The following is a 26,091-nucleotide window of genomic DNA, read 5'->3' on the forward strand; positions in this document are numbered from 1 at the left end:
TACACTTTTCACAGACTAAAGAATTTGGTTGTAACCTGACTTTTATGTCTTTTTATGAGTAAGCTACCTAAGATACCTAAGAAATGCAATGAGCCAGTCTGTATTAGTCGAAAAACTAAAGATTCTTACTGAAGTTGTTCCAATCAGTGAAAAGCTTGAAAACGCCAGTGCCCTCGAGCGGATACGTTGGGGATTGGATACATTTGGCGATGGTTTGGTAATGAGTTCTAGTTTTGGTGCTCAATCTGCGGTTATGTTACACATGGTTTCTACCATGGCACCCACGATTCCGATCGTTTTTGTAGACACGGGATACCTGTTTCCTGAGACCTATCATTTTGTTGAAGAATTGCGAAGACGCCTCGATTTAAACCTTCGTATTTACCAATCAGAGATGACTGCTGCCCGTCAGGAAGTTCTTTATGGAAAGCTCTGGGAGCAGGGGAAAGCAGGTATCGAAAAATACAATCTGATGAACAAAGTAGAACCGATGAACCGCGCTTTGGTTGAGCTCGGGGCCAAGGGGTGGTTAGCTGGACTCAGACGAGACCAATCGTCTTCCCGGAAGCATTTGGATGTAGTGATGAAGCAGGGAAATATCACTAAGATTCACCCTATCATTGATTGGACAGATCGGGAGATTTATCAGTATCTGACGAACAATAATCTACCTTACCATCCTCTTTGGGAACAGGGTTACGTTTCAATTGGTGACAAGCATAGCTCAAGTCCGTTACTGGGAGATATGTCTGCAGAAGAGACGCGTTTTAATGGTGTGAAGCGCGAGTGTGGTTTACATGAATTGTCCGGCCAAACGGATTTTATGATTTAATCCACCGAATATTCGCAACGGTATTTCAACAATAGGGTGGACGGACCCAATTCGAAAGATTCTTTTAGAATCAGAGCTACTTTCGGCACTGAATGGACCAGTGAGGTTCCTGAACCGAATAACAAGGGTTCTACAGTTATCCAAAATTCATTGATCAATCCGGCTTCGAGGAAGGCGCTGTAAATAAAACTTCCACCAAGAATAGCTACCCTTGGATTGGTCATGCCAATTCCTTGAATTTCCTTCACGATTTCCAAAGGTGTCTTTGCTGTAAATTCCAAGCGATCCGGTACTTCCAGGTGTTTGTATGTCTCTGGTTCATTTGTGATAACGATTCGTTTATCGTTTGAATCGTTCAGGACCATTGGCAGTAGGTATTCCCTCGAAACGTCGAAAGTGCGACGCCCCATAATTTTGAAATCGAATGCTTTTACTGCCTTTGGAAACCACGCCTTATCCGCTTCTGACGTAAAACCTGTTCCCGGCTTATGACCCCGGGTAATAAATCCATCCAGGGAAGTAGCTGCGATCGCAATTATTTCCATGAGGTAAAAAGTGGTGATGAATCCGATGCGTGCAAGTTAAAGAAATGGTGTTCAGGCTTGCAAAAGTGGAATAGTTTTTTTCTTTGTGAATCCTATGATTACACCTGAGACCCGTTCTAATATCGAAGAAATTAACAAACGTGGTGGTTACCTGTGGAGGTATCTTTGACGTCGAGAATAAACAGACTCAGATAGCTGCCATGGAAGCAACCATGGGGGAACAAGATTTCTGGAATAACCAGGAGACTGCCCAGAAGACCGTTATCGACATGAACTACTTGAAACGGTCTGTAAAACTGATGACAGACTTTCAGGTTAAGTTGGACGATATGAACGCATTGATGGAGTTGGTCGATGAGGAGGAAGGCGAACTGGAGGGCGAGTTTTCTATAGAACTAAAAACAACTGTCGATAACCTGGTTGTTGAATTGGACGAGCTTGAAATTAGCTCGTTCCTCAGTGGGCCACACGACAGTGCCAATGCATTTCTAACGATTCACTCGGGTGCCGGTGGTACCGAATCCTGCGATTGGGCTGAAATGCTTTACCGCATGTATACCCGTTGGGCTGAGCGCAATGGCTACACGATTGAAATACAGGATATGCAACAAGGTGAAGAGGCGGGGCTTAGTCGAGTGACCATGCTTATTAGCGGTATCAACGCCTATGGATATGCTAAAGCAGAGCGAGGCGTACATCGGCTGGTTCGGATCTCGCCTTTTGATTCAAACAAACGGCGGCACACTTCGTTTTGCTCGGTCGACGTTATTGCGGAAATTGTTGGTGAGGTGGATATCGAGATTAAAGAGGAAGATCTTCGTATTGATACTTACCGTTCAAGTGGTGCCGGCGGGCAGCATGTGAATAAAACAGAATCGGCTATACGTTTGACTCACATACCTTCTGGAATCGTTGTCGCCTGCCAGAATCAACGCTCTCAGCATAAAAACCGAGCGACCGCTATGAGTATTCTCAAATCTCGTCTCTTCGAAAAAATGGAAGACGAGAAGCGCGCTGAGATGGATCAATTCTATGGCGAGAAGGGAGAGATTGGCTGGGGAAATCAGATTCGCAGTTACGTTTTTCAACCGTATCAAATGGTGAAGGATCTTCGTACGGGCACAGATACTTCCGATATCCAGGGTGTGATGGATGGAGATATCAATCGCTTTATTTATAGCTGGCTGCGAGCAGGGTGTCCCATCTCGAGAAATAAAAATATCAACATGGAAGATTAAGTATGGGTAGTCCATTTGATGTGCCCGGTCATTCCTACCAGCACCTAAAGGAAACATTTCAAGCCACCTCCCTTTTCGAGGATAAAACTTGGAAATTGTCTCCTCATGCCTGGCCAATCAGTCAAAAGGAACTCGATGAAATCAGGACCCTGGGTCAAGCATGTCTTGATTTTCATAAAGCACTTGAGACGCTTTATATTCGTTCTTCAGAAGGGAAAAAACTTCTCAGAAATAAAGACCTCTTTGCCCCTTGGGTCGCGGATTATCTCGACAGAGGTAAACCTCATCACCTGATTAAGCACGGGCGATGCAAAGCGACACGTGGACAACTGCCGGTTGTCATTCGTCCAGATCTTTTAGTCACCGAAGAAGGTTTTGCCCTGACAGAAATCGATTCTGTGCCTGGCGGTATCGGACTCACCGCCTTTCTGAATCGATTGTATTCAAGTGTGAATGACCGCGTTATTGGAAATGCGGATTTGATGTTGAAGTATTTCTACAAGGCTCTTGCGTCTAAGACACCTGACAAACATGCACCGATGATTGTCATCGTCGTCAGCGATGAGGCAGCAACCTATCGTCCAGAGATGGTTTGGGTCTGTAATGAACTTCAGAAACTTGGCAAACGCGTCTATTGTTTCCATCCGGATGAAGTGTATCCGTTGGGCGATAATATGCATGTGTCTATTGATGGAAATCCTGAGAAGGTGGATGTCATTTATCGTTTCTTCGAATTGTTCGACTTGCCCAACTTGAAAACCATCCCGTTTTACTTCGAAGCTTTGGAAAAAGAAGAAGTGGAGCTTACTCCACCTATGAGGGCATTCCAGGAAGAGAAGTTGAGTCTTGGTTTATTTCATCACGGTATGCTTGCACAATTTTGGAGTGAGAATTTGCCCAAACGGTCTTTCAATGCTTTGTCCAAAGTCATCCCCAAAAGCTGGGTGATGGATCACACACCTTTGCCTCCTACAGCGGTTTTGGATGGTCCGCTGGTGAGTGGAAAACCCATTCGTGAATGGTCTGATCTTTCAAATGCTTCCCAAAAGGAACGAAACTTGATCATAAAGATCAGTGGATTTCACGAAACGGCATGGGGAGCTCGAAGTGTGACACTCGGGAGCGATTCATCCAGGGAAGTTTGGCAAGAGGGGATTCAGCAAGCAGTTGAAATGAGTGAGAATCATCTGCATATTTTGCAGGAGTATCGTAAGCCGAAGCGATTAACACATCCAGTCTATGCGGATCCTGAAAATGTTTTCCAAATGCAAGGACGAATTCGGCTCTGTCCTTACTTTTTTGTGGATGGAGAAACTGCCGAGTTGGCTGGCATCCTCGCTACTTTTTGTCCGGCAGATAAAAAAATAATTCACGGAATGCGCGACGCTGCGATGTTACCGTGTCAATTGGTTGATTAGGTAGACTCCATTTCCGTTTTTTTGCTTCGATTATGAGTGGCGCTCCCGCCGGGAGTTGAACCCTTAGCCTGAATCCCCTTGTTTTCAGTATTTAAAAGGCTTTCAGAGATTCGCCTTGAAACACTTGTAAGCATCCGTAAGCATTTTCTTTTCGGGGATTTTTATGCGAAACAACTTATTCAAGGAAACCAATGGCCGGTAAAGGCCCCAAGTGGGTTAAGGAGGTTCGGCGCGGCAATGTGACCGTAAAGGTCTATCGGATTGCACGCAAAGACACCAAATCGGGTTTCATTTACGGGGTATCCTGGAAGGACTCAGGCGGAAAATGGACCCAGAGGCAAAAAGTTGACCTGAAAAAAGCAATGGATCTGGCGAAAAAGACCGCCGACGAATTGCATTTAGGAAAGGTTCTGACTCCCGAATTTACGCAATCCGAACTGGAGGGTTTGGGCCATGCAAAGAAATTGCTAGGGGATGTTCCTTTGCTTTCCGCCGTCCAAGAATGGAAAAGAGCGAATGAGTTGACCGCAGGGCAGATTATCCCCGCAGCTCAGGACTGGTATGACCGGAACACCGGAAAAATCAAAAAGGCCACCGTTGGCGAAGTAATAGACGTATTTTTGAAATCAAAAAGGGAGGATGGTAAAACCACGAAGAAAAGTTATGAAGACACCTTTCCGTCCTTAAATGCGGCAATGGGTAATGTCCCTATTACGAGAATCACCGCCACTCGGATCCAAGATTGGTTGAATGGCATGACGGTAATTAAAACCCGTAAATCCGTCACAGGCCGCACCCGTAACACCCACAGAAAACGGGTTGTGACTTTGTTTCGATTTGCTTCAAGAAGAGGTTTTTTGCCGATTCACTTTAAGACCCAGGCCGAACTGACAGACCGCGCAAAGGAGGATGATATTAACATAGGCATTGCCGATGCAGATAATTATCAGAAGCTTTTAGACCTGATGAGGGATGAATTTCCCCATTATCTGGCGGCAACGGTATTAGCGGGCTTATGTGGAATGCGCAGGTCAGAAGTTCATGGGCAGTTGTGGGCGGATATTAGTCTGGAACGGCGCTTTGTTCGTGTTACGAATGCGAAGCCAAACACACCTGCAAAACGATTGGTTACGCTATGCGATACGGCCATTGAATGGCTGATGCTTTGCGAGAATCGGGTGGGGGAGGTTTGTCCAGGCACGACCATGTTCATGGATCGAATTCGCTTTATCGGAAAAGGCCGGGGGTTGGTTCTCCATAAAAACTGCTTTCGTGATTCGTTCATTTCCTGCCGGATCGCTGCAACGGGGGAGGTGGACCGGACGGCATTGGAGGCAGGGACAAGTGCCAAGATGATTCACAAGCACTACAGGGAACTTGTGACAACCGAAGAGGGGCAAGCCTGGTTTAAGGTCAGTCCGTACAGACCAAGCGGGAAGGTGGTTAGTTATGACGCGGGATGAAGCATTCAAAAGGTTGTATGCTCTGCGGGGTAAGCTGTTCTTTGGTGATGATTGGAAAAGCAATAGGAAGATGGGAAATCTTGAGAACACCTTGCTTGATTGGGCAACAAGGAATCATCGGCTAAAAGTCCATTGGACCGAAACGGAACCGACGGAAACAGCAATCTTGGGGCATATTCCAGGGTGGGTAAAAAAGAAAGACCATATAACAATTTCGCAATTCGCCAGAATGTATGAGAGGGCCGCTTTGAATGCTCCCGTCAAAAAGAACGATTACAATGTCTGCATGGCGTTCATTGTAACCATGGGGTTCTCTTATTCTGAAAAGTTTAAGGGCTTGGTTGAGCAAACCGGAATTTATCGGCCCTGGGCGGTGGACCTGGAGCGGTGGCAAAAGTTCATGAAACCAAAGGTTATGGAGATGCGGGAAGAACTGGAACAATTTCCGGGATTTCCGCCGTCTACCCAGCACGTCTTGGATGTTTTGAAACAGCTTGAACGTGATCCGGACAATATAATCCGTTCCCGGGAAAACAGATTGAAGAAATATATTGAAGACTTTGAAAACAAATATAGCGGGGAGATCGGCTTTAAAAGTGTTCCTCCGTCTTCAAAGGGCGGAAAAAGAAAGTCGGGCTCTCGGGCAAAAATACATTAGTTTTTAAACTACCCCACTTCTGATAATTTTGGGGTAGTTAGGTGCCTTTCGTGGGTTGTTTATAAATGCTGTTTTGTTTCTATTATTTGGAGCAATGCCAGCAATAGCACACGATGAGACAATCCCAACTGAAGAAGTCCAAAGACTTACTGGGTACGCTCATCGTCAAAGCTTTTGGCGAGCATTTCCAAAGTTAAGGATTCCATGTTATCATATCAACTCGAAGCGGATTATTTTCTATAGATCCGAGGTTGAGGGATGGCTTGAGGATCGAAAAAGAAATCGACCACAAACCTAAACCAAAAAAGAGGAAACCGTGGCAATCTATCCAGGACAACCACGGTTTTGAAATTAAAACGACAATGAAAATACCAACGGACTCTAAAGGCTCTTGCAAGCATAAATGGCGGGGCGTATTCTTGGACGGAAGGATCAAAGTAACAGCCAGGTTTGAAAACCATGGGAAAAACATGGTCCGGGAGTGGGACCCGATGCCGCCTTGGGAGGCGAAAATGACGCGCAAGACCTGGTCGCAATTTCAACGGGAATACCACTTGTTCCGTTGGGAAATCGCCCGTGATCTGTGCGAGCTGGCCGGCAAGCTGGATGTATTTATGGCCGTGACAAAGGGGAAGATATGAACCGGAACCTTGAAACCGCCCTAAAGCTCCGGGAAATAGGAATTGCCTGCATTCCGACCAACGGGAAGACAGCCATTTACCCTTGGAAGCGATGGCAAGATGATTTGCCCGACCCGGATTTATACCGGACCTGGTTTAGCAACGGTCGCAACATTGCACTGATAGGTGGAAAAGTAAAATGCCTCGACTTTGACGAGCCGGAAATTTATCCACTATTCGAGCAACGGGCGAAAGAATCCGGGCTTGGTGATATTGTTGACCGGTTGATCCGGCAGAAAACTCCATCGGGAGGGTGTCACCTGGTATGGCAATCAGACGGGGCACCGCTCCCAAACACCAAGTTAGCTGAAAAACAAAACCGGGAAGTATTGATTGAGACACGTGGAAAGGGCGGATATTTTCTAATAGCTCCATCCGAAGGCTATGAGCTTACACGCGGATCTTGGGAGGGAATACCCTGCCTCAACGAAGATGAACAAGCCTCCTTGCTGGATCTTGCACGGTCATTCAATCAAAACGTGAAGGAAGATCCCAGGCGGGAAACCTTTGCTTCAGGCGAGTTGACCCCGGGCGACGAATACGACCAAAGCGGGAACTTTGAAGGACTGCTTGAAAAACACGGCTGGACCAAGTTAAGCGAAAAATATTGGCGGAGACCCGGCAAAGACAAGGGCGTATCGGCATCATACAACCATATTCCGGGCCGGTTCTGTTGTTTCTCGACCTCTACCGTTTTCGAGGCGGAAAAAGTTTATAAGCCGTTTGCGGTTTATGCGATCCTCGAACACGACGGCGACTTTAGCGCGGCGGCGTCCGCTCTGCGGCCACGCAGGGAAGATCGTGCGCTTGATTTGGAAGATGTTATTGGCCGGAATGAGGAAGAGAATACAACTTATCAGGACGCTGAACCTGAGGATAGGGAAGAAGCCGAGATGGAATTGCCGGAAATGCCTTTTCCGCTAAATGAAATCGTAAGCGAGGCCGTATCTCTCTACGGGGTTCATCCCGACATGCCGACACTTCAAGTCTTGTGTGCGGTCTCGGCTGCCATGAGAAAAAGTTTCAAACTCAGGATTCCACCTTTCGAGACCTTTGGGAACATATTCGGCTTTGTAACCGCAATCAGTGGTAGTGGAAAAACCCTTACCTCAAAATTAATTAACAGGCCGTTGCATGAGTGGGAAATCGGCATGCAAAGACATTGGGAACTGAGGGTAAAGCCGTCAGTTAACGCGCAGATTCAAATTCTGAAAGGCAAACAGAAACGACTGGCTCAGCCTTCAAAGCAGGAATCCGAATCCAATTGCACGAAACAGCTTGAGGAGGTAAACAGGAAAATGGCAGAGCTCGAGGCTCGGTCAATAGTGCCGTCTCTCTTGGTGGAAGACGTGACCACGCAGGCGTTAGGCATGATGCTTCAGGCCAATGATGAGTATCTGGCTTTGCTCTCCTCGGAGGCCGGGGACGTTGTGGCCAATCTTTTTGGAAGAAACAACAGTAACAATCGAACAGATGAACACCTTTATCTGAAGGCGTTTTCCGGCGAATCGGGGAAGGTAAACCGGGTAGGCAGGGAACCAGTCATGTTAAGAGAACCAGTTATGACTGTATGCCTGTCTTCGACTCCGGACGAACTATCCGGATTATTCAATACCGACCGGTTCGTTACCGGCGGCTTGCTTCCACGATTCCTTATCTGTCTGAGCAAGTCCCCGCCGATGAGAGATGACGGCACAGCCCGTATGCCGGATCCCGGAGTCAGGGAACGGTGGGAAGCCTGTCTTCATGGGATTCTAAATATCAATGAAACTTTGACTGTAATTCCAACGCCTGAGGCTGAAAAAGTGTTTCGCGATTATGGCAATAAATATGCCGATGCCTCAATTCAAATGCCGAAATTAGCATCCTTCAACACTCGTAGAAGGGAGATTGCTCAGAGGATCGCACTAATTATTCACGTTGCCCAACATGGCCCGGACGCGGGACACATCCGGATGGCCGTCAAGGGAGCTGAGACGGCTTGCAAATTGTCTGACTACTACGGGAGAGCATCCGCAAAAATAATCATGAAAGCCCGTCAGGGAATCGAAACGGGAGAGGTTGAGCGGATAATCGATACGGCCCGTCAGCACGGAGAGCAGACCGCAGACGGGTATCAGATAAGCCTGAGGGACATTAAAAGACTGAAAGACATAAAGCCGGATAGAGTAAAAGAGTTGGCAACTAGCTACGGTGATTTGCTGAAAATCGAAACTCTTTCCTCAAACGAAAAGGGGGGTAGACCTTCAACGGTTGTAATCGTTAGCCGAGACGGTGGGGATGTCCGCCTAAGGATGGACTAGAACAAATCTCTGCTGACCGATTTTGTGCTTAACAAGGCTTTATAGTGATTAAGTGCTTTTACCATCCGATCAGCTGCCTGAGTAGATTTGCAGTTATAACTTTGGTCCTCGAAGTATTTTGCTGGTCCTTTTGATCCTGTTGTTGTCCCGACGCTTTTCATGGCGTTCTCCCCCTTTTTACATTCAAACACAAAACGTGTGCCATTTTGGGAAATTCTAACCCTACGTAAATTAATCGTAACTAAATACTCAAAGTTTTCAGTATTTCGCCCTAAAAATATATTGAAGGTGTGCTTAAAACTGATTTGACCATCTTCCAAGCTTACGAAGTCTGATTGGGATGCTGTTATTTCAACTTGCCGGACCCTTTTAACGATTTTCGTATTTAACAACGATTCAATATTTTCCTCAATCCATGTCTTTGTATCCTCAAGTGATGGCTCCGTTGATGTCACATCTGAAGTAATCGGCTGCGCCGCTAAAAAGCAACTTCCTATCAGTAACTTTTCCTCAGAACCTGGCCAAATGGATCGAGGAAAGATTCCACGAGGGCTCAGACATAGAACAGATAGTGGGAGCGCCGCCACCCGCCATCGGAGGCAAAGTTACTTTGACGGAATGGCGTCCAACGCAGTTTTGTTTAAGATACGAAGGTGATCAGCATGCCGAAGGGTTGATCTACGCGCTGACTTTCAAACTCTTTCGCCACCTGCAAGCCGATATTTTCGGAATGACCGCCTATAAAACACGCGCAGGTCCTTTTGTATCGCTCTACTTCAACCTCCCCACGACCCTCTCACTCGAAGAAGGAAAAACCTTAATCGACCAGCACTTTACTTGAAGCCTGGGATTTCGCCCGAACGCCGGTTAGGACTTCACCAGTTTCATCTATATACGTTTCTGCGCACGCAACTCGACCCGCCGCATAGGCATAGAATCAATCAACCCATACACGTTATCCCATGAGAAACCTGAAAGCGTAAACCGACGCTTTACCCCACCATCGAGGCCAATCAAAGCAACATCCATCCCCAACAACTGTTCCACCAGCGCAAGCTTTAGGCCCTCATTACTCACCTGCTTTTCCCCGGATCCATAGACATTTACTTCCTCATTAGTTACAGCGACGACTACCAGTCGGTATTCTTTCAACCTACCTAGCTGCCGTTCGAGTTCGGCCTCGAATTTCGTTAAGGAAGTTTCGCCCAATTGGGCCACCATCACACGGTTCTCCCATCGAAAGTCATTCAGGGGATTCGCAAGGGAATCAAGCACTGTTGAAGCCATACCAATGACAAGAACCACGTAACCAAATAAACAATAGGAATGTCCTTCTCTAATCATTCGAGACCGTCGCATCATCATACGCCTCTGTTGCCTCCATTATCAGAGACAACGTGCAAAGAACTACCATTACTACAATCATCGTTGTTTCGATCATATTCTACAATACGGTTCTCAGCTTTTAACGCAACCCGGTCAATACACAGAAACCTGTTCAAAACCTCTACGCACCAGATTTTTCAACTCCCTCCCCAGCACTCAGCCAGACGATCACACGGAATACGACATGAACGATCTCCACTGGGAAACTGCGACCACTGATGCGGAAAACCACCTTCTGTTTTGATCTTCGGTAAATTCCGGGAATTACAATAGCAGTTTTCAATATACCGCGAAAACGTGAGTTATGCATCCCTGTTTTCCACAATCCAGACAACTGCAGGAGTTCTCGTTGACACGACAGCAGCCAGAAGCGCATCCTGACACCCTTTGGTAAATGAATTGCGGATTCGAGCCCACCAGATTCCGGGAAGGAGATCACCTCCAGAATCCGCACCGAAGCGTTCTAACCCATAAGGGTAAAACGGAAAGTTTGCACCTACCCATCCATGACGAACGTTCTACTTTTTTCCTGCAGCGCACTCTCGGCCTTATCCTTTTTGTGGTATGCGATGGACTGCCTAACGACCGTACGCATGAAACTGGAATTTGAGCGCTATGGCATGGGTTCCTATCGAGTTCTGACCGGAGTACTTCAAATCTGTGGCGTAGTGGGTCTCGCGGTAGGCTACACGATTCCGATCATCGGAGTTCTTGCAGCAGCAGGTCTAGCGATTCAAATGCTTCTGGCACTGGTCGTAAGGATACGAATCAAGGATGGGTTCCTGCGCTCGTCACCGGCAGTTTTCTACCTCATACTCAACGCTTTCCTCGTCTATTTATACCTGCAGCGAATATGAGTAGTAAGCCAGGAAAAGACAGAGCAGCAAGACACAGGCGGCGGGAAAGGACTTCACAAGCGCATCATTTATTTTTAGATGCATAGCGATTGCGACGACCATCAACACCGTCAATACCAGTGCGGAAGGTAATAGGGTTTGCGGCAAGAAAATCCCGATCAGGAGCCCCACTGCCGCAGCGATCTTTAGAGATCCAACCACGCCTACCGACCACGCTGGCAGTCCGTATTCCGCAAATTCTTCCTGCATGGTTTTAGCCTTTCCACCCCGATAGATAGAATGTTTGTTAAACCGCAATCCCCACACATTGAGAATCCCCAAGCCTACTATTAGTTGACACACGATTGCTAGATAGTCCATTTTAGTCCGTTTCGATAAATTTTGATTCTTTTAGTTAAGTTTTCGTATCGCCTCTCAAGACGGTTGAGCCAGGATCTTGTAACCTAGCAGCGCCCTGCTGCGTAAGTCAAAGGATTCAACGCTGACTTTCCGGTACACAGGCCAGTCACAGTTATCGAATGAACGTCACCAGAAAACAGGAATAACGTTCTTATGAAAAAGGCGAGACATTCGAACCCACAGGAATTCGTTTACGTAATTCCTACCAATGAGGATGGAGTCGTGAATTCAGAATCTTTTACTGATAGGAAATTGCTTTTCAGCGGCGAAGCCGCAGAGGTGGGGGTTTTGCCAGGAATTCGATGAGTACGAAGGAATTCCCTATTCCAACGACATGTGGCCCTATAGTCCCATATTTGCGCACCTCCCCCCAACGATCCGGCTTTCTAAAACCCTGCCCTTCGTCCACAATGAGGAAGCCGTTAATCCCGAGTTGCAAGCCGAGGATCAGGCGCTGCTCACCCGTTGGGCCACCGAATCAGCCCTTAAGTTTATTGATCAAAACAGGGGAAACCCGTTCCCGCTCTTATCCATATAGCAGTTACAGTATCAATGTTTTGCGCTATCCAAATAGGAAATTTGTGCGTATCTTCAGTATATGTCCGCCTGTTTCAGTCAACGAAGGAGGAAGTACCTTCGCCCTTTTAAAAGGCAGGCGGGTTTACGACGCAGCGAAACAAATACTACAATGTGAATTCTTATACAAATGGATTGATTCCTGCGAGTTGGCGATATAACATATTTGCTAATTCGATGATACTTCTATGAAAACTTTATCTCTTCTCATATTCCCGATTATAGTTTTTTGCCTGGTTCAGCAAGTGACGACAAACGCAAAGGAAATGTCTCAAGTGGAGCTTGAACAATTGTTTGCCCGGTTTCCGGAGGCAGATGCCGACGGAGACGAAAAATTGACCCTTAAGGAAGTCGAGCGGTTTCGCAAAGCACGCAACGCAAAGAAGCAACAGGCGCGCAAGCAGACAGCCGCCACCACCACACTCGCGGATGCAACTAAAAACACGGTGCCAGAGCCAACCCTGCCAAATGTACCCTATGGAGCGCACGAAAGGCAGGTTCTAGACCTCTATCGCGCTGCTTCGGATCACCCGACGCCCGTAGTCATCTTCTTCCACGGAGGCGGATTCCGCGGAGGTGACAAACAATCTTTTGCCAAAGATACCCGTCCCTACGTCGAAGCCGGCATCTCGGTAGTGTCATCCAATTATCGCTACAGCAGCCAGGCAATTTATCCGGGTCCGGTACTCGACGGCGTACGGGCCGTCCAGTTTGTGCGGGCGAAAGCAAAGGAGTGGAACATTGATCCAAAGCAGATCGCCCTCTCGGGCAGTTCGGCCGGCGGTCTCATGGCATTGTGGATCGCTCTCCACGACGACCAGGCTGACCCGGCATCGGAAGATCCTATTGCGCGGCAGTCGACGCGGGTGACCTGCGTGGTGCCCTACATCACCGCGTGCTCGATTGAACCGGACTACGTCCGGCAGCATCTCGGGGCGAACGATTTTGGCGCGATCCTGCCGTTGTTTGGCGTTGCAACCGTCGAGGAACTTTCCCGTCCCGGCAAAGCGGCTCTCATACACAACGCCTCACCCCTTACGCACCTTTCACCGGACGATCCACCAATCCTGTCCATCTTCCGCAGTCCTTTATCGCCGACGCCACTCCCTCCGGACGCAAAGTTCGGCCAGTGGATTCATCATCCGAAATTCGGCGAGCTGCTAAAACGGGCCTGTGATTCCATTGGGGTCGAATGCACATTTTATCATGCCGGTTTTCCGGCGCCTGAGGGGGCCGAAGCAGCCTTTGTATTCAAACAGTCAGCCTACCAATAGACCCGAAGCACACCCGTTGCGACAGTACCGACAATCGGAATTCCGCCGAAAATAGTTATACAACAAAAATTGCGGCCCGTTTACCTGAGAACTCGGAAGGGGTCCCCGCTCGGAAGGGGTCTTTCCTGCAAATGTCCCACTACCCCAACCAGGAAGAAAAGGAAGGCGGCCGGAACCGCCAGGCCGACCCGGATAACAAGTTTATAGGGATCACAGACAAAACCATGGGTGAAGTTCTTGACGCGGTGGAACGGCTCGGAATCAAGGACAACACTTACTTTATCTACACCACCGATCACGGCACGCCTGGACGCAACCCCCCACTGAGTGGAGGAAAAGGCACCGTGAGGGAAGGAGGCCTGCGTGTCCCTTTCATCGTAGCCGGACCCGGCATCGAGGCTGGAGCCTGTTCCTATGTCAGAGTGAACGCGATGGATTTGCTTCCCACGTTCGCTGATTTGGCGGGAATCAAGAAAGCTCTTCCCAAGGAGGTCGAAGGCGGGAGTCTCGTAGCGGTATTGAAGAACAAAGGACTCGGAAATGTGAAACGGGCGCGTGAAGAATTCGTTACTGATAGGAAATTGCTTTTCAGCGGCGAAGCCGCAGAGGTGGGGGTTTTAGGGGGAGGAGTGAAAATTGAAAGCATAGAGAAGCAATTTGTCTGATTTGGGGGTTAGATTGATAGGAATTTGCGAATAGAAACGTGATTCATGCTGAAATATACCGGGGAAAGTCAATTTTATTGATAGGAATTTGCTTTTTAGCGGCGAAGCCGCAGAGGTGGGGGTTTTGGGGAGCAGCCGATCAGGCTCAGAGTGATTACTACAATTAAAGAAGCATAGGGTATTTTCATTCTTAGGTATTTATTCTTCTGATTGGGCCGGGTCAAGCAACAGGGGGAGGTTTCTGTTAAATACTTGTCGGGAGCTTAGCAGACTTGATAGCTTTAAGCTATGACCACCTATGCATTACCCACCCTAAAACGAATTACTCACCTCCTCCCGAAAATATTGTTTATTGTCTTGCCCCTCGCCTGGTTCTTTTCTGGCTGCGCAAAACAAGGGTCGCCGCCCAATATACTGATTATTTTCACTGATGACCAAGGATATGGCGACCTGAGTTGTTATGGTTCGAAAAGTATACACTCGCCAAATCTCGATAAACTGGCGTCCGATGGCATGCGGTTTACTGATTTTTATGTGCAACCCGTTTGCGGGCCATCGAGATCGGCATTGCTTACGGCCCGGTATCCGGTGCGAAGTCTTGGCTGGAGTATGCCCGAAAGCGAAATAACCTTCGCAGAACTCATGCAGGATGTGGGCTATCGAACTGCCTGTATCGGTAAGTGGGATGTTTCCAATCGCCGACCGATCATCGAACGTATGCCGAACAACCAGGGCTTCGATTACTACTTCGGACCTCTTGGAGCAAACGATAGCGGGAATGTTACTTTTCATGAAAACAATGAAGCGGCTGGCGGAACTGACGATATGGGTTCGCTTACGAAACTGTATACGGACAAAGGCATCTCGTGGCTGAAGGAAAACCAGGAAGGTCCATTTCTCCTTTATCTTTCGCATACCATGGTGCACTCGATCATTGATGCTTCACCTGAATTTAAAGGAAAGTCCGGCGGAAATTTATATGACGATACCATTGAGGAATTGGATTATCATACGGGTCGCTTGTTGGATGTGCTGGATGAGCTGGGACTTCGTGAAAACACGCTTGTGATTTTCACTTCAGACAATGGACCCTGGAGCAATTTCGAGGAAAGTTTGGGTCCGAAGCATAATGGACAAATCGGTTGGGGTACTTCCGGACCCTTGCGCTCTGCAAAAGGTTCGACTTACGAAGGAGGTCTTCGGGTTCCTGCTATTATGCGCTGGCCAGGACACATTCCCGCGGGACGTGTTAGCAACGCGATTGTGAGCAGCCTGGATTTACTACCCACCTTTGCGAAACTGACAGGTTTTGATGTTCCGAATGATCGACCCATCGATGGTTTTGACCAGACCGATTTAATTTTAGGAAAGAATGATGAAGGAGCACGGGATCATTTGTTTTATTATTGCCGGGAAGAATTTCAATGTGTGCGACAAGGAAAGTGGAAATTGGTGATGCCAGATCTCAAAGTCTTTCGTAGCTATGTAGATGATCGTCCTTCCGGGAAGATCGAGCTTTATGACCTGGAAAATGATATTGGCGAAACGACGAATCTTGCGGCTGGACATCCGGAAGTAGTTCAGCAGCTTTTGGAGTTAGCAGCGATAGCGCCTCAAATCGATGACCCGACGAAGCTGACGTATATCAATCCTCCCGCTCCTTAATAACTTTATCACTTATGACCAAGACCGATTACTTAAACTCATTCTTCCAGGAGGACGGCCGAACGGTCATCTTGCCCATCGATCATGGCACTGCGATTCCTGTACCTCAATTGGCCCTACCAGGGGAGCTGATCGAGTCAGTGAGAGATTGGGTCGATGGATTTGTGGTAAATCTTGGCGTCGCTCGTAACTGCCAAAAGCAACTCGTTGGCAAAGGCGTTTGTTTGCGAACGGATTTATATAAACCGGCAGAATCAGGGAATCCTGATCCAGGTCCCGTAAGGCTTTTTACGGCCGAAGATGCGGCTAGTGTGGGAGCTCATGCGGTTATGAATATGTTTTATTTGCATCATCCTCACGAAGCGGACAATGCCCGCGAATGTGCAACTCTCATTTCGGAGTCTGAAGAGTTTGCGCTTCCGGTAATCCTGGAAACGCTCCCTCTGGGTATTGGAAGGCCGGACGATTACACCGTCGAGAACGTTGCCTTTGCTGTTCGCTTTGCCGCGGAACTCGGAGCTGATGTTGTGAAAACGGTTTTTCCCACCGGAGCGAGTGTCGATGACTTTAAAAAGATCGTAGACGCGGCCATGGTTCCCGTCATTGTTTTGGGCGGCGCGGCTATGGGCGATGACGAGGCATTGTTAACCATGGTAAAGAAAGCGATCGAAGGCGGAGCGAGTGGAATCGCGGTAGGTCGAAATGTTTGGCAACATCGGCATCCTCCAGCGATTGCGGCAGCGTTACGTGAGGTTGTACATGAAAACGCTTCGGTGGAATCTGCTATGAAACTGATGGGGTAGGGCTCAATATTGTGGGCTTTCGAAAAAATTAATAGCTTGCATGACCGGATTTAAACGTATCCAACAAGCTTCTTACGTTCGGGTTACCGGAAAAACACGCGCCATTGCGGAGTCTTTCGAAACGGAACCTGCCCTGACTTGGTCGTCCATCGATGAGTGATTGATTTTGGGAAATTAATACAATCATCATCGACCTATGCGGCGTCCGCACCAGTTACCAAATTCGTCCCGACGTCCGCCCAATACCATGAAAGAATTAAATTTTGAGGGTATGCCTTTGGCTGCCCCTATCCAAAAAGCGTTAGCTGAAAAGGGTTATACCACACCATCGCCGATTCAGGCGAAAGCAATTCCTGTCCTTCTCCAGGGACGCGATCTACTAGCCTGCGCTCAAACGGGTACTGGAAAAACCGCGGCATTCGCGTTGCCGATCCTTCACGGATTGGCGGGAGAGCGCAGGAAGCTGCGACGTTACGAAGTTCGCAATCTCATACTCACTCCAACTCGCGAGTTGGCCGTCCAGGTTGCTGAAAGTTTCTCTACCTATGGTAACCGCATTTCTTTCGAAATCGGTTTGGTTTACGGTGGGGTATCGCAGGTGCCTCAAGTGAGAAGTCTGAAACGGGGGTTGGATGTGTTAGTCGCAACCACAGGACGTTTACTCGATCTAATTGAACAAGGATATATAGAACTTGGCGGAGTCGAGTGCTTCGTCCTCGACGAAGCCGATCGCATGTTGGATATGGGCTTTATTCGGGACATTCGCAAGATTGGTGAATTGTTACCTCGCAAACGCCAGACGCTGCTATTTTCAGCCACGATGGCTCCTGAAATCACTAAGCTTGCTTCGACGCTTCTGCATAATCCTGAAGAAATCCGTATTACTCCCTTGGTGACAACCGCGGAAAAGATTGATCAGTACATCCACTTCGTAGAACAAAAAGATAAACTTACTCATCTCTTGGACATGATGAGTCGAAGGATGAAGGACAATGCAGGCGAATTGAATTTGGTGTTCAGTCGAACCAAGCACGGTGCCCGCAAGTTGGCCGAAAAACTGGAACGTCATGGGGTCCGCGCGGATGCCATTCATGGTGACAAGTCACAAGCAGCCCGACAGAAGACACTCGACCGGTTCAAAAATGGGCAAACTCCAGTTCTGGTCGCAACGGATGTTGCCGCCCGCGGAATCGATGTGCGTAACATTACCCTGGTTGTTAATTACGACCTGCCTTCAGAAGCGGATAACTATGTTCACCGTATCGGCCGCACAGCTCGCGCTGGAGCCAGCGGTCGTGCCATTACCTTTTGTTGCCACGAAGAATTGGATCTTCTCCGAGACGTTGAAAAGATAATCAAACAAAGCATTCCAGTTGATTCGGATCATGTCAGGCATTCATCATCGATCGCAGCCCGTCATAATGACGGAGCGAGATCAAGACTGCGCGCTTCTGGAAGGTCCGGGGGAAACCGAAATGGGAACCGGAATGGAGGAAGTCCTAATCGTACGAATAAACCTAAGGTTTCCCTGCAAACCGCCAAGGTTGCTGCCGCTGCTCCATCGGGGCGAAATAGACGTAATCGTCGAAGAGCGTCAGCAGGTCAAAGAGGGTAGTTTTTGATTCAATATCCGCGGCTTCATCGGTGTGGTTTTCGCACGGAGGAATCTCGGTAAGAGAAACGCATTGCGTCTGATTTTTCCTGGTTTTGTGTCCCGTTGTCTGCAGGAGATTCAGAGGATCAGATAAATAATTATCTGTAATCCTATCGCTATAGCCGCCCACAATTTTAGATTGTTGGTCCAGTTTCGTTCCTCGATTTCATTAGGACTCACACGCTCTGGAGAAAGCCTGAGTACCCAAATAAAAACGACAAGCAAGGTGAGGACAAAAATTGTGCGGGCTGCCCACAATGGCACAAGCAGCACCAAGTTTCTGAACAAATCGCCTATGTGGTGCAAGGGTGTCATGCTGTTTAAATTGCAGGTTCGGTCTTGAGATTTAGAAAGGCGGTTTTCTCCGTCGGCTCGGGTGGGGTCAATCGACTTACGATGACAATGACTGTCAATGCGACTACAAATGACCAGATTGAGAAATACAGAAATGGTTCCTCGATTCGGAAGAGAGGTTCTATGCCGAATGACGCATGCCAGTTGTGAAGAATAAAAAGTCCAACCGAGCAGACGATCCCGCAAAGAAATCCACATAGGGCGCCCGTACCATTGGCGCGTTTCCAGAAAAATCCGGTTAGGATCATCGCGAGTGCCGGTCCCTGGAAAAACGACATAAGGGTTTGGAAAATGGTGTAGATGCTGGTGTTCTCTCCAGCCTGCCGGATGAAAAATGCAAAGCCGATTCCCCAGATCATAAGGACCAGAGTCACGGTCCGTCCAATGAAGAGGATTCTCTGGTCGTCGGCTTCACGGTTAACAAAGCGTAAGTAAAAATCTTTTGTGGCAACCGTGGCCGAAGCGTTGAGGTAGGAATCGACGCTCGACATCAGAGCTGCGATGAATGCAGCAAGAAAGAGCCCGCGAATACCGGTAGGTAGCAGTTGGGCTGCAAGGGTGGGGAAAGCGGCGTCCGGTGTCGCAAGGTCTGGAAACTTCGCAATCGCGATCAAGCCTGGTATCGCGATGATGACCGGGATGAGGATCTTAAGCATTGCTCCCCAGACGTAGGCGGCCTGTGCATGGAATTGGGATTTGGCACCGAGTGATCGTTGCATGATCGCCTGATTGCCGATCCAGTAGGCCGGAGATAGTATGAAGGCCAGGCCGAACAAAATTGCTGGCCACGGGAACGGCGACTTTGCGTCGGCTGGTACAATCAGAGTAGTGTGGTTTTCTGTTCTTTCCCCGAGTGCGGCCAGTTGTTCCCGAAGGCCGTCAATTCCCCCGAGATCGTAAAGTCCGATGCCGAGTACGAGCAAGCATCCGCCTATCATGACGGAACACTGAATAACATCCGTATACACTACCGCTTTGAGGCCTCCGCCTATAGTATAGATTCCCACCATCCCCGCAGTTACGAAAATGCATGTGACTTCCGAAAACCCGGTGAGTGTGTTCAGCATCCTGGCCGAGGCATAGAGCATGAGGCCAACGTTACAGGCCATGAAGAATAGCCAACACAGGCCGAGCGAACTGCGGACCCCGACGTTGAATCGCCGCTCCATAAACTCAGGGATCGTGTAGATTCCCATGCGCCAGAAGATAGGCACAAAAATAAACGCGGCGATGATCATGGCAGGGACGCATCCGATCCACTCGAAGTTAGCCACCGCTATGCCATGAGCATAAGCGGCTCCACCTACTCCTATGATGTCTGTTCCACCAATATCACTTGCAACCAGAGACATTCCTATCGCCCACCACGGAAGTGTTCGGCCAGCCAGGAAAAAATCTTTCCCTGTTTTAAACTTCCACCCAATAGCCAGCCCCAATCCCACTGTGCCAATTAGATAAATGGCAACTACGATATAATCGAGGGTTGTGAGTCCGGATTGCACTTAGATTTTAAAGTGGCAATTTTTGGTGGCTGCCTTGCTCGGCTGATCGAATACCCGCTTCGAGAATCTCTTGCGCGTCCCTGGAGTTTTGAGGATCACAAAGCAACCAGGGTTGTTTGTCATTTCGAATACAATGTATGAAATGGTTCGCTGAGTTTTGGAGGTATGGCTCTGATTCGAGAACAGGTACTTCACTTCCCATAGGGTTCGATTCCGAAGCGAGGATCAGCGGAGCTCCTTCTCTTGGTTCAACCAGCATGGTGCCTTCGGTACCGTAAAAGGTAGTAGTGTAACTGGTGAGCTTGCCAATCTGTGTCCAGGAACCCTCGGCAGACGACATGCCAAACGGATACTTCATGGCTATGATCGCGTTGTCTTCGACCTTAAGTCCGTCCTTCACCTGCCCACCTGTCATGCCTGTAACTGATTCTGGCAGTCCCAGCAGAGAGGCCGCCAACACACTGCCGTAACAACAGTAATCCATCATGGCACCTGCTCCATTGAGTTCTGGATCGAACAACCAATCGCAAAAATACTTTGAGCATCCCAACTCAGCCGGACCGGCGTGAGCGGCTCGATATTTTACAGCCCAGACTTTTCCGATAGCGCCTTCCTGAACCATAGCCAGGGCTTTCTGAAGTTGGGACCACCAGGCGAAAGGCCAATTGATAACCAGCTTCACATTGTTTTCCTCGGCTGCCGCAACCATGCGATTTGCTTGCTCCAGTCGGGCTGCCATCGGCTTTTCTATCAGGACGTGAAGCTTTTTTTGCATCGCTGCGATGGCCAGCTCTGCTCCTTCATAATTGCTACTGAAAATGTAAACCGCATCCAGTTGTTCCTTGTCCAAGAGCTCGGAGGAGGAAGTGTAAGTTTTGCATCCGTATTCAGTTGCGATCCGGGTAGTTAACGGGTTATTCGGATCGGCCGCTGCGATCAACTCCGCATCTTCATGCGCTACCAGAAATGGCAAGTTATCCCAAACGTGATCGTGGCTGAGTCCGAGGACTCCAATTCTAAGTGGTGAGGTCATAGTGATATTGTTGAATGTGGGTTCGGAGATTTTTTGTTTTTGCAGGAGCAAATTAGTTATCCAGGTCTTAGATTGCAGGCAAAATGAAAATTTAATTTTAGGTAGCTCATGCGAGCTTATACAACGGGCTCTGGATCGCTCGTTTCATCTTTGAAGTAAATCCAAAACAAAATGGCGGAAACAAATCCCAGAATGGAGCACGCCCTCCAGAAACGAACATAGGAATCGAGATCCAAAACGCCGTTGGGTGCACCACATAGATCTGCCAACCAGCCATTCAAGAATCCACCGGTGATGGCAGGCGCCAGACCCAGCATAACGAAGAAAAACAGGATCTGGGCCGTGTGGTGAATTTCTTTCGGGGCAATTCTTTGAACATAGATAAAAGAACCTGCGTAAAAACAACCGAAACACAGTCCATGCAAAAGTTGGACTGCCACATGGACTTCAACCGGCAGCCCAGGGATGCCAAAAATCAAGTAACGCAAAGCGTAACAGAAAATTCCAATCGTCATGACAGTCCGGAATCCCCACTTGGTCAGCAAAACGCCGAGAAATGCGAGTGCGGCAATTTCCGAGAACTGGCCCAGTGACATGGCCGGCATGATGTAGCTGGCCTGCAAACCGCTCGCTTTGAGGAATGGGCTGGTGTTCATCATATAAAATACCTGCAAAACACTTACTGGTAAGGCGATAATCATGAGGACCAGGAAACTGCGTTTTTTGAAGAGTTGCATCGCCTCCACCCAGGCTAGCTTTTTGCGGTTCTTACCTTTTGGCGGTGTGTTTGGCAGAATGAACCAGCAGTAGAATGCGAAGATTATAGCCAGTCCTCCGGCAAATTTCAGACTATCGATCATTCTCCAGGTTACGTCGGGAACATTATCTCCCTTGAAGAAGGGAGGCAGTGCCTGGAAACGCAGGTTGGTCTGCAACCAGAGCATGGGAAAAATCCAGGATACGGCGATCCATCCGATGGTTCCCCAGAGTCGCACGCGGGGAAACTGCGTCTTCGGATCGCTCATGTGCTCCATGGCCAGTGAGTTAGTCAGCGAGTTGGTGGGAACATACAGGATGGCGAAGCCGATCGACAGACACATCCAAACCGCGAAAGACGACTGGTAAGCGGTGGCCCATTTTAAAATACCCGCCAGGAGAAGCATGACAGCCAGACACTTCTGGGTTGAGAACATCCGGTCGGTCAACTGCCCGGCAATAAAGGGAGCCAGAATAGATCCAATCGCCATCGGAATCCCGATGATCATTCCCTTTTCGGATTCCGTAAATCCGAGTCCGCCCATCGATACCTCTGTGACCAGGAAAATTCCCGCCAATGGCATCCACATGCCTTTGACTCCATACTCCATAAACATCATGGCGCTGAGGCGTGCGTCTACTTTTATTTTGGGTGGAGATTCTGTCATGGGTGTTGGGGTAGATTTTGTTTAAAATTTTGGGCTTTGTGTAGGAGCTGCTTTAGCTGCGATTTCCTGGGAACGCCAAGCCCCAGCTTGGCATTTTAAGCCAATGATCGCAGCTAAAGCAGCTCCTGCATTTTGGTGTGTAAATTATAATATTCAGCAATTGGTACCTGGTACTCGGATACCGTTCCATTAATAACTTCTTCAATCGATATGCGACGGCCTGCCAGATCGCTCTCGAGAATGGCGAATGCTGCGGCCAGATCGGTTAATCCTTCACGTCCGCTCGTTTCTGTCGGACGTTTTTCTTGAATGGCGTTGATCCAGTCGAGCTGGGCTGTGGCGAAGGCATTGGTGATGCCACGGGGAAATTCTCGGTCCTTGCGTTCCGGGTCGCATTGATCCTGGTAAAGCATTTCGATAGGGTGGGTGGAGCCATCATCCAGTGTAAGGGCGTCTCCCATTACGCGACCTTTGCTTCCATAAAGTACGGGACCGCCTCCGAAGTGAATACCCTCTCCGTGACCCGCCCAACTTGCCGTTAGTGATCCAAATGCACCGCTTGCACTCGTAAAGGTCGCATTGAAAATATCGTCGGCATCGCAGTCGATAGTTTCGGATTCGCCCGCGGTATTTATGAAATGGCGTTTTGATTCAATAACCTGGGCCGTGCCTGCAATGGAGTTTAGATCTCCCAGCAGGTATCGGGCTAAGTGAAATTGATGAACTCCGAGATCGAGCGCTATGCCGCCGGCCAGCTTTTTAAAATGACGCCACGGTGTGTGGGCAACCACTTTGTCGGGAGTCCACCAGTTGCCGACGTTGCCCAAGAGAAACATTTGCGGAGTTCCAATATAGCCCGAGTCAATCAGCCATCGGAGGTAGCGTGCTTTATCGAGAAAGCGCACATTTTCAAAAACGCCCAGGGTCAGTGCCGCCGTTTCAAAATCTTCGCACATTTTTCGAGCCGCCGCGACGGTGACTGCGAGTGGTTTTTGAGTCAGCAGGTGTTTGCCAGCGCGGCATGCAACCTCGGCGACCAGGTGATGCATGCCATGTGAGGTGAAATCGTTTATCGCATCGACGGGACCCCGGGTAATCATCTCATCGTAGTTGTCGTACAAGGCTACATCGACATCGTCCTGGAAGTCTGAGACGTATTCGTCATCGATCGCCAACGGGTCACCCGGAGAGTCGCTGACCGCCGGGCGTTGAGGAGGACCTTCTCCGCGCTTGGCATACATTTGCGCATCTTCGGTCTTTCGGGCACATAGGGCCGTTATGCGGAAGTTGTCGAATCCCGCTTCTCGAAGAAGACGATAACCTCTGAGGTGCGCTGCCAGAATTCTTCCGCAGCCGACGATGCCTATTCGAATCATAATGCTGTTATACGTACTTGATAACCACCTTCTATAGAACCTTCCGAATAATGCATATCGGCCCGGAGTAATTTCGGTCCTTCAGATACTTGAATGGTGGGGAAGGAAACCGACTGGGTTCCTTTTTTAATCTTTATTTTGTATTCGTCATTCCCGATAGAGAGTAGCAGTTCACCGTCTTGTTTCGGTGCGAACTCCCGGGGCATATCGACCTGAATATTGAATTGACCGGCCTTTGCAAAATCCAACTCCCAATGACCGCTGCTACCGGCACTCCATTGCTCCGCTACCCGATCCTGCCAAGTGAGTACGGATGGGTTTTCGTGGTGGGCGTCTATGATGATGTCCGGGGGACCGGGGTTGGTTAGAACGTTGGACATTACATCGTCAAACCAGGCATCATACAGTGTTTTCAGATAATTAAATTTGTGGGGCATCGTTGCGACCAGATTGTTTGTTTCCCCCGGATCCAGGTCCAGGTTGTAGAGTTGGAAATGGGGGTCTCCATTGAATGTCTGAGTACCGAACCCTGAAGGATGGACCAGTTTCCACATAGCATCACGCACCATGAAATTATGATAGCGCTGGGGTTGGCTTCCCCGGTGGATTTGCATGAAGAGTGGACGGGGTGCCATTCGTTTTTCCGGGTTGAGTAACTGCGGTAGAATACTGCGACCATCGATTTGTAGTCCGTCGGGCAACTCAGCTTCACAGGCTTCAACAATAGTAGGTAGGAGATCGATATGAGCTGCGATAGTATCGTGCACAGTTTCCCCGGCTCCTAGTTTGGCAGGCCAGTGACTCCATAACGGGGTGCGCACACCGCCTTCGAGAACTTCTGTTTTATTACCCTGCATATCACCTACATAGCGTTTGGTATTCGGTCCATTATCTGTCATGACAAACACCAAGGTATTTTCGTAAAGTCCGGTTTCTTTAAGTGTTTCAAAAAGACGTCCCACATTTTCGTCCACATTGGTGATCATGGCCGCAATACGGCTCAATGTATCCACTTCTTTTTCCAGGTCGCGTGGTTTTCCACGAATAAGACTGGCGAGATCTTTTTTGAGGTAATGTTTTCTGAGGTCCTCTGGAACATCGTGATAGGGACCATGAGGTGCGTTGGTGGGAATGTAGGCGAAGAATGGTCGACTCTCCAATTTCTTTTCCCGGATCCAGTTTTGGGCGTGCTCAAAATAAACGTCGGTGCAATAGCCTTCTGTCTGCGTCTGGTGACCATTGTGTATCAGGATGGGGTTGGTGTAGTTATTATTGTTCTCTATCGGATCTGCTGGTTGGGCGAGTCCGCCACCTCGATGTACTAGCGATTCCTCAAATCCCTGATCGATTGTTCGCATAGGATAACTATCACCCAGGTGCCATTTACCGAATATGCCGGTTGCGTAGCCAGCATCACCAAGGATCTCGGCGATGGTGACTTCGTCTGTATGCATCATCGAACGACCCAGCCAGGTATCGACACAATAGGTACGATGGTTGTAACGACCGGTCATAATACTGGCCCGTGTAGGGGAGCAGACCGGGCTGACATAAAAATTGTCCCAGAGCACACTTCTTTTCGCCATGGCATCGATGTTTGGCGTCTCGATGATTTTATTTCCCGTTGCACCGAAATCTCCGTAACCTTGGTCATCCGTGATGACGATAATTACATTGGGTCGTTCAGCTTGAGTGGTTAAGGGGATTCCAGTTCCGAAGCTGAATATCAAAGACAGAGCTAAGCATTTGGAGGCGGAATTGAGGGGACGCAACGGCCCTAGCTCTTGGGCGCGATCTTGGTAGGGCCGTTGCGTCCCCGCAATTCCGAGTGATTGGATTAAAGCTATCAAGATCTTTTTGAAACTGGATAATGACCAGAAATAAGAAGTGCGCTTGTTCATAGGGTAAGTTCTCAGAGTATTTTCTACTAAACGGAAACCGAAACCGAACCGATTAGTAAGCCATTTTCTTCTGATTCGTTTGAGC

Annotated in this window: 26 protein-coding genes; 15 read left to right on the forward strand and 11 right to left on the reverse strand. The window is 48.6% G+C overall.

What is annotated here, in order from left to right; all coding sequences use genetic code 11:
- The first annotated feature begins 88 nt into the window (after positions 1 to 88).
- Positions 89 to 832 (forward strand): phosphoadenylyl-sulfate reductase, encoded by a 744-nt coding sequence (locus O3C43_06345; protein MDA1066106.1) that lies wholly within the window; start codon positions 89 to 91, stop codon positions 830 to 832.
- Here O3C43_06345 and O3C43_06350 read toward each other — a convergent pair.
- Complete coding sequence (locus O3C43_06350) at positions 829 to 1,377, reverse strand: dihydrofolate reductase family protein (GenBank protein ID MDA1066107.1); 549 nt, start codon at positions 1,375 to 1,377, stop codon at positions 829 to 831. The genes O3C43_06345 and O3C43_06350 overlap by 4 nt on opposite strands.
- A 94-nt stretch (positions 1,378 to 1,471) precedes the next feature.
- On the opposite strand from O3C43_06350, the gene prfB reads away from it, so the two are divergent.
- The 6 genes from prfB to O3C43_06380 all read left to right on the forward strand — a co-directional run bounded on the left by prfB (position 1,472) and on the right by O3C43_06380 (position 9,137).
- Positions 1,472 to 2,615 (forward strand): peptide chain release factor 2 gene (gene prfB / locus O3C43_06355; protein ID MDA1066108.1). Its coding sequence is split into 2 segments (ribosomal slippage): positions 1,472 to 1,543 and positions 1,545 to 2,615, totalling 1,143 coding nucleotides; the frame shifts between segments, so codons are not numbered across the junction.
- A 2-nt stretch (positions 2,616 to 2,617) separates the two neighbouring features.
- Positions 2,618 to 4,033 carry a hypothetical protein gene (locus tag O3C43_06360; protein ID MDA1066109.1) on the forward strand — a complete coding sequence of 472 codons (1,416 nt, stop codon included), beginning with the start codon at positions 2,618 to 2,620 and terminating at the stop codon, positions 4,031 to 4,033.
- 191 nt (positions 4,034 to 4,224) lie between these two features.
- Positions 4,225 to 5,496 carry a site-specific integrase gene (locus O3C43_06365; GenBank protein ID MDA1066110.1) on the forward strand — a complete coding sequence of 424 codons (1,272 nt, stop codon included), beginning with the start codon at positions 4,225 to 4,227 and terminating at the stop codon, positions 5,494 to 5,496.
- The gene (locus O3C43_06370) at positions 5,483 to 6,154 is read left to right on the forward strand and encodes a hypothetical protein (GenBank protein ID MDA1066111.1); all 672 of its coding nucleotides are present in this window, start codon (positions 5,483 to 5,485) and stop codon (positions 6,152 to 6,154) included. The genes O3C43_06365 and O3C43_06370 overlap by 14 nt, the downstream gene beginning before the upstream one ends.
- 362 nt (positions 6,155 to 6,516) lie before the next feature.
- Positions 6,517 to 6,795, forward strand: a complete 279-nt coding sequence (locus tag O3C43_06375; GenBank protein ID MDA1066112.1) for a hypothetical protein — start codon at positions 6,517 to 6,519, stop codon at positions 6,793 to 6,795.
- Positions 6,792 to 9,137, forward strand: coding sequence for a DUF3987 domain-containing protein (locus tag O3C43_06380; protein ID MDA1066113.1), 2,346 nt, complete (start codon positions 6,792 to 6,794; stop codon positions 9,135 to 9,137). Before O3C43_06375 ends, O3C43_06380 begins: the two co-directional genes overlap by 4 nt.
- On the opposite strand, the gene O3C43_06385 is transcribed toward O3C43_06380, so the two are convergent.
- Positions 9,134 to 9,592, reverse strand: coding sequence for a hypothetical protein (locus tag O3C43_06385; GenBank protein MDA1066114.1), 459 nt, complete (start codon positions 9,590 to 9,592; stop codon positions 9,134 to 9,136). The genes O3C43_06380 and O3C43_06385 overlap by 4 nt on opposite strands.
- Positions 9,593 to 9,708: 116 nt before the next feature.
- On the opposite strand from O3C43_06385, the gene O3C43_06390 reads away from it, so the two are divergent.
- Complete coding sequence (locus tag O3C43_06390) at positions 9,709 to 9,978, forward strand: hypothetical protein (protein MDA1066115.1); 270 nt, start codon at positions 9,709 to 9,711, stop codon at positions 9,976 to 9,978.
- 47 nt (positions 9,979 to 10,025) lie between these two features.
- Here O3C43_06390 and O3C43_06395 read toward each other — a convergent pair whose 3' ends face one another.
- A complete protein-coding gene (locus O3C43_06395) occupies positions 10,026 to 10,481 on the reverse strand; it encodes a DUF4174 domain-containing protein (GenBank protein ID MDA1066116.1) in 456 nt (151 codons plus the stop codon).
- 163 nt (positions 10,482 to 10,644) lie between these two features.
- Entirely contained in the window at positions 10,645 to 10,833 is a 189-nt protein-coding gene (locus O3C43_06400) for a hypothetical protein (protein ID MDA1066117.1), read from the reverse strand.
- A gap of 196 nt (positions 10,834 to 11,029) precedes the next feature.
- Between O3C43_06400 and O3C43_06405 the strand changes: the two genes are divergently transcribed.
- Positions 11,030 to 11,380 carry a DoxX family protein gene (locus O3C43_06405; GenBank protein ID MDA1066118.1) on the forward strand — a complete coding sequence of 117 codons (351 nt, stop codon included), beginning with the start codon at positions 11,030 to 11,032 and terminating at the stop codon, positions 11,378 to 11,380.
- Here O3C43_06405 and O3C43_06410 read toward each other — a convergent pair.
- Positions 11,360 to 11,740 (reverse strand): DoxX family protein, encoded by a 381-nt coding sequence (locus O3C43_06410; protein ID MDA1066119.1) that lies wholly within the window; start codon positions 11,738 to 11,740, stop codon positions 11,360 to 11,362. The genes O3C43_06405 and O3C43_06410 overlap by 21 nt on opposite strands.
- Before the next feature lie 373 nt (positions 11,741 to 12,113).
- Here O3C43_06410 and O3C43_06415 point away from each other — a divergent pair, with 373 nt between their 5' ends.
- The 6 genes from O3C43_06415 (at position 12,114) to O3C43_06440 (ending at position 18,377) form a co-directional block, all read left to right on the forward strand.
- Positions 12,114 to 12,317 carry a hypothetical protein gene (locus O3C43_06415; protein MDA1066120.1) on the forward strand — a complete coding sequence of 68 codons (204 nt, stop codon included), beginning with the start codon at positions 12,114 to 12,116 and terminating at the stop codon, positions 12,315 to 12,317.
- Positions 12,318 to 12,543: 226 nt separating this feature from the next.
- Positions 12,544 to 13,629 (forward strand): alpha/beta hydrolase, encoded by a 1,086-nt coding sequence (locus O3C43_06420; GenBank protein MDA1066121.1) that lies wholly within the window; start codon positions 12,544 to 12,546, stop codon positions 13,627 to 13,629.
- A gap of 131 nt (positions 13,630 to 13,760) precedes the next feature.
- Positions 13,761 to 14,294, forward strand: a complete 534-nt coding sequence (locus O3C43_06425) for a sulfatase-like hydrolase/transferase (protein MDA1066122.1) — start codon at positions 13,761 to 13,763, stop codon at positions 14,292 to 14,294.
- Positions 14,295 to 14,582: 288 nt separating this feature from the next.
- Positions 14,583 to 15,959: a sulfatase gene (locus O3C43_06430; protein MDA1066123.1), complete on the forward strand. Its 1,377-nt coding sequence runs from the start codon at positions 14,583 to 14,585 to the stop codon at positions 15,957 to 15,959.
- Between the two features lie 14 nt (positions 15,960 to 15,973).
- Positions 15,974 to 16,762, forward strand: coding sequence for a hypothetical protein (locus tag O3C43_06435; protein ID MDA1066124.1), 789 nt, complete (start codon positions 15,974 to 15,976; stop codon positions 16,760 to 16,762).
- 247 nt (positions 16,763 to 17,009) lie between these two features.
- Positions 17,010 to 18,377 (forward strand): DEAD/DEAH box helicase, encoded by a 1,368-nt coding sequence (locus O3C43_06440; protein MDA1066125.1) that lies wholly within the window; start codon positions 17,010 to 17,012, stop codon positions 18,375 to 18,377.
- Between the two features lie 117 nt (positions 18,378 to 18,494).
- Here O3C43_06440 and O3C43_06445 read toward each other — a convergent pair whose 3' ends face one another.
- The 6 genes from O3C43_06445 to O3C43_06470 form a co-directional block, all read right to left on the reverse strand.
- Positions 18,495 to 18,731: a hypothetical protein gene (locus O3C43_06445; protein MDA1066126.1), complete on the reverse strand. Its 237-nt coding sequence runs from the start codon at positions 18,729 to 18,731 to the stop codon at positions 18,495 to 18,497.
- Positions 18,732 to 18,736: 5 nt separating this feature from the next.
- Complete coding sequence (locus tag O3C43_06450; GenBank protein MDA1066127.1) at positions 18,737 to 20,272, reverse strand: sodium/solute symporter; 1,536 nt, start codon at positions 20,270 to 20,272, stop codon at positions 18,737 to 18,739.
- A gap of 7 nt (positions 20,273 to 20,279) precedes the next feature.
- Positions 20,280 to 21,305 (reverse strand): Gfo/Idh/MocA family oxidoreductase, encoded by a 1,026-nt coding sequence (locus O3C43_06455; protein MDA1066128.1) that lies wholly within the window; start codon positions 21,303 to 21,305, stop codon positions 20,280 to 20,282.
- Between the two features lie 116 nt (positions 21,306 to 21,421).
- On the reverse strand, positions 21,422 to 22,729 hold the full coding sequence (locus O3C43_06460; GenBank protein MDA1066129.1) for an MFS transporter: 1,308 nt from the start codon (positions 22,727 to 22,729) through the stop codon (positions 21,422 to 21,424).
- A gap of 113 nt (positions 22,730 to 22,842) precedes the next feature.
- Complete coding sequence (locus tag O3C43_06465) at positions 22,843 to 24,105, reverse strand: Gfo/Idh/MocA family oxidoreductase (protein ID MDA1066130.1); 1,263 nt, start codon at positions 24,103 to 24,105, stop codon at positions 22,843 to 22,845.
- Positions 24,102 to 26,006, reverse strand: coding sequence for an arylsulfatase (locus O3C43_06470; GenBank protein ID MDA1066131.1), 1,905 nt, complete (start codon positions 26,004 to 26,006; stop codon positions 24,102 to 24,104). Before O3C43_06470 ends, O3C43_06465 begins: the two co-directional genes overlap by 4 nt.
- Positions 26,007 to 26,091: the final 85 nt, after the last annotated feature.

Source organism: Verrucomicrobiota bacterium (genome assembly GCA_027622555.1).
Taxonomy (GTDB): Bacteria; Verrucomicrobiota; Verrucomicrobiia; order Opitutales; family UBA2995; genus UBA2995.

Bases quoted from the DNA above. Each gene is read 5' to 3' on its own strand.
- O3C43_06410 (MDA1066119.1), bottom strand. From the start codon at position 11,740: ATGGACTATCTAGCAATCGTGTGTCAACTAATAGTAGGCTTGGGGATT.
- O3C43_06445 (MDA1066126.1), bottom strand. From the start codon at position 18,731: ATGACACCCTTGCACCACATAGGCGATTTGTTCAGAAACTTGGTGCTG.
- O3C43_06425 (MDA1066122.1), top strand. From the start codon at position 13,761: ATGTCCCACTACCCCAACCAGGAAGAAAAGGAAGGCGGCCGGAACCGC.
- O3C43_06435 (MDA1066124.1), top strand. From the start codon at position 15,974: ATGACCAAGACCGATTACTTAAACTCATTCTTCCAGGAGGACGGCCGA.
- O3C43_06455 (MDA1066128.1), bottom strand. From the start codon at position 21,305: ATGACCTCACCACTTAGAATTGGAGTCCTCGGACTCAGCCACGATCAC.
- O3C43_06350 (MDA1066107.1), bottom strand. From the start codon at position 1,377: ATGGAAATAATTGCGATCGCAGCTACTTCCCTGGATGGATTTATTACC.
- O3C43_06460 (MDA1066129.1), bottom strand. From the start codon at position 22,729: ATGACAGAATCTCCACCCAAAATAAAAGTAGACGCACGCCTCAGCGCC.
- O3C43_06370 (MDA1066111.1), top strand. From the start codon at position 5,483: ATGACGCGGGATGAAGCATTCAAAAGGTTGTATGCTCTGCGGGGTAAG.
- O3C43_06395 (MDA1066116.1), bottom strand. From the start codon at position 10,481: ATGATTAGAGAAGGACATTCCTATTGTTTATTTGGTTACGTGGTTCTT.
- O3C43_06470 (MDA1066131.1), bottom strand. From the start codon at position 26,006: ATGAACAAGCGCACTTCTTATTTCTGGTCATTATCCAGTTTCAAAAAG.
- O3C43_06420 (MDA1066121.1), top strand. From the start codon at position 12,544: ATGAAAACTTTATCTCTTCTCATATTCCCGATTATAGTTTTTTGCCTG.
- O3C43_06400 (MDA1066117.1), bottom strand. From the start codon at position 10,833: ATGCATAACTCACGTTTTCGCGGTATATTGAAAACTGCTATTGTAATT.
- O3C43_06440 (MDA1066125.1), top strand. From the start codon at position 17,010: ATGAAAGAATTAAATTTTGAGGGTATGCCTTTGGCTGCCCCTATCCAA.
- O3C43_06365 (MDA1066110.1), top strand. From the start codon at position 4,225: ATGGCCGGTAAAGGCCCCAAGTGGGTTAAGGAGGTTCGGCGCGGCAAT.
- O3C43_06345 (MDA1066106.1), top strand. From the start codon at position 89: ATGAGCCAGTCTGTATTAGTCGAAAAACTAAAGATTCTTACTGAAGTT.
- O3C43_06430 (MDA1066123.1), top strand. From the start codon at position 14,583: ATGACCACCTATGCATTACCCACCCTAAAACGAATTACTCACCTCCTC.
- O3C43_06360 (MDA1066109.1), top strand. From the start codon at position 2,618: ATGGGTAGTCCATTTGATGTGCCCGGTCATTCCTACCAGCACCTAAAG.
- O3C43_06405 (MDA1066118.1), top strand. From the start codon at position 11,030: ATGACGAACGTTCTACTTTTTTCCTGCAGCGCACTCTCGGCCTTATCC.
- O3C43_06415 (MDA1066120.1), top strand. From the start codon at position 12,114: ATGTGGCCCTATAGTCCCATATTTGCGCACCTCCCCCCAACGATCCGG.
- O3C43_06375 (MDA1066112.1), top strand. From the start codon at position 6,517: ATGAAAATACCAACGGACTCTAAAGGCTCTTGCAAGCATAAATGGCGG.
- O3C43_06465 (MDA1066130.1), bottom strand. From the start codon at position 24,105: ATGATTCGAATAGGCATCGTCGGCTGCGGAAGAATTCTGGCAGCGCAC.
- O3C43_06380 (MDA1066113.1), top strand. From the start codon at position 6,792: ATGAACCGGAACCTTGAAACCGCCCTAAAGCTCCGGGAAATAGGAATT.